The 7334-nt window shown below is 74.6% G+C and carries 8 protein-coding genes; 4 read left to right on the top strand and 4 right to left on the bottom strand.

The genetic code is table 11. The features are described from left to right. Positions 1 to 374, bottom strand: a 374-nt coding sequence (locus tag AA75_RS05900) for a MerR family transcriptional regulator (protein WP_035980267.1), incomplete at its 3' end; no start/stop codon positions are given. A gap of 347 nt (positions 375 to 721) precedes the next feature. Here AA75_RS05900 and AA75_RS05895 point away from each other — a divergent pair. Then, entirely contained in the window at positions 722 to 1504 is a 783-nt protein-coding gene (locus AA75_RS05895; protein WP_033818696.1) for an alpha/beta fold hydrolase, read from the top strand. A 45-nt stretch (positions 1505 to 1549) separates the two neighbouring features. Beyond that, positions 1550 to 2350 carry an SGNH/GDSL hydrolase family protein gene (locus AA75_RS05890; RefSeq protein WP_033818695.1) on the top strand — a complete coding sequence of 267 codons (801 nt, stop codon included), beginning with the start codon at positions 1550 to 1552 and terminating at the stop codon, positions 2348 to 2350. Between the two features lie 41 nt (positions 2351 to 2391). On the opposite strand, the gene AA75_RS05885 is transcribed toward AA75_RS05890, so the two are convergent. After that, on the bottom strand, positions 2392 to 2763 hold the full coding sequence (locus tag AA75_RS05885; RefSeq protein ID WP_033818694.1) for a cupin domain-containing protein: 372 nt from the start codon (positions 2761 to 2763) through the stop codon (positions 2392 to 2394). Positions 2764 to 2853: 90 nt separating this feature from the next. Here AA75_RS05885 and AA75_RS05880 point away from each other — a divergent pair, with 90 nt between their 5' ends. Continuing rightward, positions 2854 to 3300, top strand: a complete 447-nt coding sequence (locus AA75_RS05880) for a MarR family winged helix-turn-helix transcriptional regulator (protein ID WP_033818693.1) — start codon at positions 2854 to 2856, stop codon at positions 3298 to 3300. A gap of 16 nt (positions 3301 to 3316) precedes the next feature. Here AA75_RS05880 and AA75_RS05875 read toward each other — a convergent pair whose 3' ends face one another. Together AA75_RS05875 and AA75_RS05870 are read right to left on the bottom strand one after the other, a co-directional pair. Then, positions 3317 to 3814 (bottom strand): sigma-70 family RNA polymerase sigma factor, encoded by a 498-nt coding sequence (locus AA75_RS05875; protein ID WP_033818692.1) that lies wholly within the window; start codon positions 3812 to 3814, stop codon positions 3317 to 3319. 78 nt (positions 3815 to 3892) lie between these two features. Continuing rightward, a complete protein-coding gene (locus tag AA75_RS05870; protein ID WP_051811905.1) occupies positions 3893 to 4762 on the bottom strand; it encodes a hypothetical protein in 870 nt (289 codons plus the stop codon). A 300-nt stretch (positions 4763 to 5062) separates the two neighbouring features. On the opposite strand from AA75_RS05870, the gene AA75_RS05865 reads away from it, so the two are divergent. Then, a partial coding sequence (locus AA75_RS05865) for a Tex family protein (RefSeq protein ID WP_051811908.1) occupies positions 5063 to 7334 on the top strand: 2272 nt, incomplete at its 3' end.

The following is a 7334-nucleotide window of genomic DNA, read 5'->3' as shown; positions in this document are numbered from 1 at the left end:
GTCCGCAGGGCGTCACCGACCAGGGCGAGCGCGCCGGGCTGCTCGGCGACGGCCGCCAGCGCGGCCCGGCGCCAGCGCAGGTCGGTCAGCCGGCGTTCGACCTCCGCCTGTTCCCGGGCCAGCGCCTCGCCCGGACCGACCTGTCCGCCGAGTACCTCCGCGACCGCGGGCAGTCCCATCCCCAGCGCGCGCAGCCGCCGGACGGTGTGCAGCCGGTCGAGGGCGGCCTCGCCGTAGCGGCGGTGTCCGCCGGGGCTGCGGCCGCTCTCGGGCAGCAGCCCGGAGTCGGAGTAGAAGCGCACCGTCTTGACGGTGACCCCGGCCGCCTCGGCCAGCTCACCGATCCCGTACGTCCGCCCGGTCCCGTCGCCCATTTCCGCACGCCCCTCCGCACGCCCCCGCGGCCAGTCTAGGGCGCGCTCGTGGAGTCGCGTCGGACGAGCCCGCGGCGTCGGGATGCCGGGCCGGGTGTGCGCCGGGATCGCCTCCCACCGGGCCGTGCCCGGGTGATTCGGGCGTGCACAGATGCGCTCGGGGCCGGCCCCGGACCCCAGCCTTTCCTGCGGCGCTCCGCCGGCCCCCGGCCGGGGCACCTCAGGCGCGCGACGGGGGTTCGACGTCGGGCTCACGGCCGGGCCCGCGCGGTGGAATCTCCCCCTGCGGGAGGTCCTACGGTCGGGCCACGCCGGTTGCGGCGTGCCGAGTGAGAGGTGGTCCGAGGATGACGACGTTCGTACTGGTGCCGGGGGCGTTCTCGGGGGCGTGGGTGTGGGAGGAGACCGCCGCCGAGCTGGCGGCCCGGGGGCACCGGGCGGTGCCGCTGACCCTGCCGGGGCTGGCCGAGCGGGCCGCCGAGACGGCAGGGGCGGACCTGGCCGGGCACACCGCGGCGGTCGGTGCGGCACTGGCGGCCGCCGGGCCGCAGGCGGTGCTGGTGGCGCACAGCTACGGGATCTTCCCGGCGATCGGGGCCGTCGACCGGGCGCCCGGGCAGGTGGCGCGGCTGGTCTTCGTCGACACCGGCATCCCCGAGGACGGCGAGTCGCTCGCCGACACCTTCCCGGACGAGGGGCACCGGGACCGGATCCGGAACGTCCCGCCGGGTGGCGTGCTCCCGACGGGGGACCGGGCGGCCCTGCTGCGGCCGGGCTGGGGTTCGCTCGCCGGGCTGCCCGAGGCGGCCGCCGAACGCTACTTCGAGCTGGCGACCCCCCACCCGGTCGAGACCTTCCGGCAGCCGGTCGAGCTGACCGGCGCCTGGCGCAAGGTCCCCACCACCGGGGTGTTCTGCCTGGCCAACGGCCTCAGCCTGGAGGTGGCCAGGATGCTGCACGCCGGTGGCGAGCCGCGGTTCGCCAAACTCGCCGAGCCGGACACCAGCTTCTTCGAGCTGCCCACCGGCCACTACCCGATGCTCCAGGACCCGGCCGCGCTGGCCGGGGCGCTGATCTCGGCGGCCGAGGGCGGCGGTGCCCGCCTGTACCCCGCCGCTACCGCCGGGTAGCCCGGCCGCCGGGCGCCGGCCGGGTGCGCGTACGATCGACGGGCCATGGAGAACATCACCGCCACCGTGTACCGCAGCTACGTCGCCGTCGGGGACTCCTTCACCGAGGGCATGTGCGACGAACTGCTCCCCGACGGACACTTCCGGGGCTGGGCCGACCGGGTCGCCGACGCGCTCGCCGCCGAACGGCCCGACCAGGAGTTCCGGTACGCCAACCTGGCCGTCCGGGGCAAGCTGATCGGTCAGATCTGCGCCGACCAGATCGGCCCAGCCGCCGAAATGGGGGCCGAACTGGTCACCCTGGCAGGCGGGTTGAACGATGTGCTGCGGCCCGGCTGCGACATCGCCGAGGTCGAGCGGCAACTCGGCCGGGCCGCCGAGGCGCTGCTGGCCGGCGGCGCCACGGTGGTGATGTTCACCAGCACCGATCCGGCCCGCCGGCTGGCCGGCGGTGCGCGGCTGCTGCCCGCGATCCTGCGGATGAAGGCCTTCGTCGAGCGGCTCGCGGCGCAGCACCCGGGCCGGGTGGCCGTGGTCGACCTGTTCTCGGCGCCCTGCTTCGACGACCGCCGGCTGTGGGACGAGGACCGGCTGCACCTCTCGCCGGAGGGCCACCGCCGGGTGGCCACCGCCGTACTGGAGGCGCTCGGCCGGCCCGCGGACCACGACTGGAGGGCCCCGCTGCCGCCGGCCGCCCCGCGCGGGCGGGTGGAGAAGCTGCGCGCCGACCTGCACTGGCTGCGGCTGCACCTCGGCCCGTGGATCGGCCGCCGGCTGACCGGCCGCTCCTCCGGTGACGGCCGTCCGCCCAAGCGCGCGGAACTCCTCCCGTACCGGGGCCGCTAGGGCGGTCCGCGCGGCCCCGGCCGCGTCCGGTGCGGCCGGGGTCAGGCGGCCCACGGGGGGCTGATCACGGTGCCGTCCGGGAGGGTGGCGGTGAGGCCGGCGGAGGTGGTCACCCAGACGGTGGCCGGGGTGTCGCCGGTGGCGATCCGCAGCCGGCTGCCGGCCGGGGCGACGGCGACGTCGCCCGCCGCGAGGACGGCGGCCTCGCCGTCGAGCGAGAGCCTGGGGGCGCCGCTGAGCACCAGGAAGACCTCCTCCCGGGAGACGGTGTGCTCCACGCCTTCCACCCCGGCGGGCAACTCCAGGCGCCAGGAGCGCAGTTCGGTGCTGCCGGTGGCCCCGGTGGCGTACGAGTGGAAGCGCGCGCCGTGCAGCTCGTGGGTGATGGGTTCGGTGGACCGGATGACGGGCACGGTGGACTCCTGGATCGATATGGTCAAGTAGCTTGTCTATATGGTCAAGCTCCTTGACGATCCTGTCAAGGCTGCTGGCAGACTTCACCCATGGACCGGACCGTTGCCCTCAGCCTTCCCCCGCTGCTCCTCGGCCTCGCCGCCGACCTGGTACGCGGCATCGACGAACGGGTCAGGGCGCAGGGCTTCGAGGACCTCCGCCCCGCGCACGGCTTCGCCTTCGTCCGGCTCGCCCCCGACGGCGCCGGCGTCGGTGAGCTGGCCGAGCACCTGGGGGTGACCAAGCAGGCCGCCAGCCAGATGGTCGAGGAGCTGGTCCGCAAGGGCTACGTCGAACGCAGGCCGCACCCCGACGACGCCCGGGCCCGGCTCGTCGTGCTCACCGAACGCGGCTGGGCCTGCACCCGGGCGGCCGAGGAGGCCTCGGCCGAGGCCGTCCGCCCGTGGGCCGAGGCGCTCGGCGAACAGCGGCTGCGGGCGCTGCGCGACGACCTGCTGAAGCTGGCCCCCTCCGGGCGGCTGCGGCCGATCTGGTAGCCCCGCCGCCACCGGCTCAGGAGAAGAACAACTCCCGGTCCTCGCCAAGGTGTTCACGCAGCGTCGCGAGCGCGCGCATGCTCTGCGACTTCACCACCGACTCGTTGACACCGAGGATCTCGGCGGTCACGGCGACACTGTGGTCCTCCCAGTAGCGCAGGATCACGATCGCCCGGCTGCGGCGCGGCAGCAGGGCCAGCGCGCCGAGCAGGGTGAGCCGCACGTCCGTCGGGTCGGCGGTCCGCGGCAGGTCCGGCAGCCGGTCGGCGGCCAGTTCGGTGCTGCTGCGCCGCCGCCGGTGGTCGAGTAGTGAGTTGAGCAGGATCCTGCGGGCGTACAGGAACGGGTCGCCGTCCTTGTGGTTGACCCGGTGCCAGGCCACGTACAGCTTGGTGAGCGTGGTCTGGGTGAGGTCCTGGGCCAGGTGCCAGTCCCGGCACATCAGATAGGCGATCTGACGCAGGCGGACGGCGGCTGCTTCGGCGAATGCGGTGAACTCGGCGTCATCACGCACCGGTTCTCCCCCGATCTGTGCTGTTCCTGAGAGGTGGGGCCGTCGCCGCGCCGGGCGCGGGCGGCCGAGGGTGGTGGGTCAGCCGAGCACGGGCAGGTCCGGGAAGCGCTCGGAGGCGAGCTTCAGGAGGGCGCTGTCCGTCCAGGCGGAGATGGAGGGGTCACCGGCCAGTTCGACGGCCTGGAACACGGTCAGCGGCATGATCCCCCGCGGGTTGGCGGTGCCGTTCCAGGCCAGGCAGCTGCCCAGGCTCACCTGGACCACCGAGCCGTCCGGATGGCCGACCTGCACCGCGATCTGCTCGACGCAGTTGTCCCTGTCCGCGGTGGACACCCAGACCGGCTGCCCGCGCCGGTCGGTCCAGCAGGTCGCCGCGTCCTCGCCCTTGGGGAGCGGCGTCAGGCATCCGGCCGTCGGCACCTTCCCGACACCGACGAAGACCCGGACCATCCCGACGCCGTGCCCGGCGTCCAGGTAGGTCTGGACGCCGTGGCCGTCCTTGGTGGCCGCGTAGTGGTCGGTCCTCCCGGGCGGCAGCGCGCCGAGCACGGCGGACAGCAGCGTGGCGCCGGTGGTGTTCACCCGGTCCCCGGCGGGGGTGACGGTGGGCGCGGGGGCCGACCCGGGCGTGGGCGACCCCGGAGCGGTCGGCCGGGGCGTGGCCGACCCGGTGACCACCTCCGGCGTCGCGACCGGGCCCGGCAGGGACGGCGCCTGCCCGGCCGCCGACACCACCGGTGCCGCCTGCCGCGGCCCGGCCCCGTACGGACCGAGCACGAACACGCCCGCGGTGGCCAGCACCACCGCCGACCCCGCCACCGCCCCCACGGCCCGCATCCGGCGCACCCGGCGGCCCCGCCGGGCCGCGACCGCCACCAGGTCGCCCAGCGGCGGAGCGATGTGCTCGGCCAGCTCGTCGTTCAAGGTGGCGCGGAAGTCCTCTGTCACTGCTGATCCTCTGGTGTCCCGCCGCACGCTGCCGTGCGGTCCCGCATCTTCACGGGCCTTCGCACACCTACACGAATCTGCGGCCGGTCCGGTCGCACCGAAGTGACCGGAATTTTCCCGGGGGTCCACCGCCGCCCCTGGCGCCACACCCGGCGGCCGGGCCGGTCCGGGCCCGGATCAGGGCGGGCACCTGCCAGAATGCAGGGCGGAACGGAACGCACGGACGGACGGACGGAGCGCCGCAGTACACGGCGCCGACCCGCGTAGGGAACTCAGGAGAAGGTGACCGGCTTCGTGACCATGCCAGTCGAACGCAAGATCGCCGAAGAGCTGGGCGTCCGCGAGGGGCAGGTGAAGGCGGCCGTCGACCTGCTCGACGGCGGCTCCACCGTCCCCTTCATCGCCCGCTACCGCAAGGAGGCGACCGGGGCACTGGACGACGCCCAGCTGCGCACCCTCGAGGAGCGGCTGCGCTACCTGCGCGAGCTGGAGGAGCGCCGCACCGCCGTCCTCGACTCCATCGAGGCCCAGGGCAAGCTCGACGACCCCCTGCGCGCGCAGATCCTGGCCGCCGACTCCAAGGCCCGGCTGGAGGACATCTACCTCCCGTTCAAGCCCAAGCGGCGCACCAAGGCACAGATCGCCCGCGAGGCCGGCCTCGAACCGCTCGCCGACACCCTGCTGGCCGACCCAGCCCAGGACCCGCAGGCGCTCGCCGCCGGGTACCTGAATGAGTCGGTGGCCGACGCCGCCGCCGCGCTCGACGGCGCCCGGTCCATCCTGGTCGAGCGCTTCGGCGAGGACGCCGACCTGGTCGGCTCGCTGCGCGAGCGGATGTGGAGCCGCGGCCGGCTGGTCGCCACCGTCCGCGAGGGCAAGGAGCAGGACGGCGCCAAGTTCGCCGACTACTTCGACTTCGCCGAGCCCTACACCCGGCTCCCCTCGCACCGCATCCTCGCGATGCTGCGCGGCGAGAAGGAGGAGGTCCTCGACCTCGAACTGTCGCCGTTCGACGCCCAGGACGGCGACCTGCCCGGCGAGAGCGACTACGAGCAGCGGATCGCCGCCCGCTTCGGCGTCGCCGACCGCGGCCGCCCGGCCGACAAGTGGCTGACCGACACGGTGCGCTGGGCCTGGCGCACCCGGATCCTGGTCCGGCTCGGCATCGACCTGCGTACCCGGCTGCGCCAGGAGGCCGAGGACGAGGCGGTCCGGGTGTTCGCCGCCAACCTGCGCGACCTGCTGCTCGCCGCCCCGGCCGGCACCCGCGCCACCATGGGCCTGGACCCGGGCTTCCGCACCGGAGTCAAGGTCGCGATCGTTGACGCCACCGGCAAGGTGGTCGCGTACGAGACGATCTACCCGCACCAGCCGGCCAACAAGTGGGACGCCTCGATCGCGACCCTGGCCGCGCTGGCGAAGAAGCACGCGGTCGACCTGGTCGCGATCGGCAACGGCACCGCCTCCCGCGAGACCGACAAGCTCGCCGAGGACCTGATCAAGCGCCACCCCGAGCTGAAGCTCACCAAGGTGATGGTCTCCGAGGCGGGCGCGTCCGTGTACTCGGCCTCCGCCTTCGCCTCCCAGGAGCTCCCGGGCCTGGACGTGTCCATCCGCGGCGCGGTCTCCATCGCCCGCCGCCTCCAGGACCCGCTGGCCGAACTGGTGAAGATCGACCCCAAGTCGATCGGCGTCGGCCAGTACCAGCACGACCTCAGCGAACTGAAGCTCTCGCGCTCGCTGGACGCCGTGGTCGAGGACTGCGTCAACGCCGTCGGCGTGGACGTCAACACCGCCTCCGCGCCGCTGCTGACCCGGGTCTCCGGCATCACCGGCACGCTCGCCGACAACATCGTCGCGCACCGCGATGCCAACGGGCCGTTCCGCACCCGCAAGGCGCTCAAGGACGTCGCCCGGCTCGGCCCGAAGGCCTTCGAGCAGTGCGCCGGCTTCCTGCGGATCCCCGACGGCGACGACCCGCTGGACGCCTCCGCCGTCCACCCCGAGGCGTACCCGGTGGTCCGCCGGATCCTCACCGCCACCGGCGGCGACCTGCGCGCCCTGATCGGCAACGGCGCCGCCCTGCGGGCGCTGCGCCCGGCCGACTTCGCCGACGACACCTTCGGCGTGCCGACCGTCACCGACATCCTCGGCGAGCTCGACAAGCCCGGGCGCGACCCGCGGCCGGCCTTCCGGACCGCCACCTTCAAGGAGGGCGTCGACAAGATCGGCGACCTGGAGACCGGCATGGTGCTGGAGGGCGTGGTCACCAACGTCGCCGCGTTCGGCGCCTTCGTCGACATCGGCGTCCACCAGGACGGCCTGGTGCACGTCTCGGCCCTGTCGAAGAACTTCGTCAAGGACCCGCGCGAGGTGGTCAAGCCCGGGGACATCGTCCGCGTCCGGGTCACCTCGGTCGACGTGCCGCGCAAGCGGATCGGGCTGACCCTGCGGCTCGACGACGAGGTCGCCCGGCCCGGCGCCGGCGGCGGCGAAGGCGGCGGTGGCGGCCGACGGGACCGGGGCGAGCGCGGCGGCGAGCGCGGCGGTGAGCGGGGCGGCGACCGCGGTC

Origin of the sequence: Kitasatospora sp. MBT63, from assembly GCF_000710465.2 — a bacterium.
GTDB lineage: Bacteria > Actinomycetota > Actinomycetes > Streptomycetales > Streptomycetaceae > Kitasatospora.
This window is presented reverse-complemented; position numbering and strand designations above follow the sequence as displayed.

Excerpts from the sequence above, each read along its gene's own strand:
- AA75_RS05880 (WP_033818693.1), top strand. The coding sequence starts at position 2,854 with ATGGACCGGACCGTTGCCCTCAGCCTTCCCCCGCTGCTCCTCGGCCTC.
- AA75_RS05895 (WP_033818696.1), top strand. The coding sequence starts at position 722 with ATGACGACGTTCGTACTGGTGCCGGGGGCGTTCTCGGGGGCGTGGGTG.
- AA75_RS05890 (WP_033818695.1), top strand. The coding sequence starts at position 1,550 with ATGGAGAACATCACCGCCACCGTGTACCGCAGCTACGTCGCCGTCGGG.